General features: G+C 71.7%; 1 protein-coding gene. It reads right to left on the reverse strand.

The window, feature by feature from the left end; genetic code table 11:
* Window positions 1-674, reverse strand: a 674-nt coding sequence (locus tag FOE67_RS27255) for a PASTA domain-containing protein (protein ID WP_182667482.1), incomplete at its 3' end; no start/stop codon positions are given.
* Between the last annotated feature and the right edge of the window lie 168 nt (window positions 675-842).

Raw genomic sequence — 842 nt, forward strand, 5'->3', positions numbered from 1 at the left:
GGTGGCGGCGGGGTGTACGAGGGGTCGTTCCTCTCGTCCAGGTACCCGCCGCTCGCCGCCGGGCAGGAGGTGCCCTCGGCCACGGTCAGGGTCACCGAGGTGTCCGGCCGGAGGTCCTTCCCGGCGGCGGGGGACTGGAAGCAGACGGTGTGCTCGTCCCCGTTCTCCCGGACCTCGGTGGCGGTGAGGGAGACGTCCAGGTATGCGGACTCGGTCTTCGGCTTCTTCCCCCCGAGCCCGGCCAACTTCTCGACCGCCGCCGCGTAGGTGATGCCGGTGACCTTCGGCACCTCGGGCCAGAGGACCGGGTCGCCGGGCTTCTTCGGACAGAGCGCCCCGGGCTGGACCGCTCCGTAGGTGACGGACCCGTACCCGATCTCCTCGAAGCAGACCTGCCAGTCGTCCCCGGGGGTGCCGTCGCCCTTGTTGGCGTTCTCCGAGGCCACCTCGTACCCGGCGGATTCGGCGGCCCGCACGGCCTTCTCCAGGCTCCGGCCGGTCTGCGGCTCGATGCTCTCGGGGGCCGCCGTCACGGTCTCGGTGACCGTGACCGTTTCGGTGACGGTCGGTGTCGGCTCGGCGCCGGCGGTCGAACAGGCCGTCAGCAGGAGCAGCCCGGCGGTGCCGAGGGCCGCTCGTCGGCCGATCATCCGTATGCGGGCGCGCTTGATCATCGGGTTCTCCCCCCTGGAGAAAACGGCCCGTCCCCGGGGCCGCTCCGTATCGCGTGGAGAGAGCACTCCACCACCCGGCGTTCGGGCGGGGAGGAGAAAGCGGAATGTCGACTCCGTTTCGTGATGTTCCGTGTGCGCGGCGGGGACGGGTGGTGGGGGTGCGGCCGG

It is taken from the genome of Streptomyces calidiresistens, assembly GCF_014141525.1.
Lineage (GTDB): Bacteria > Actinomycetota > Actinomycetes > Streptomycetales > Streptomycetaceae > Streptomyces > Streptomyces calidiresistens.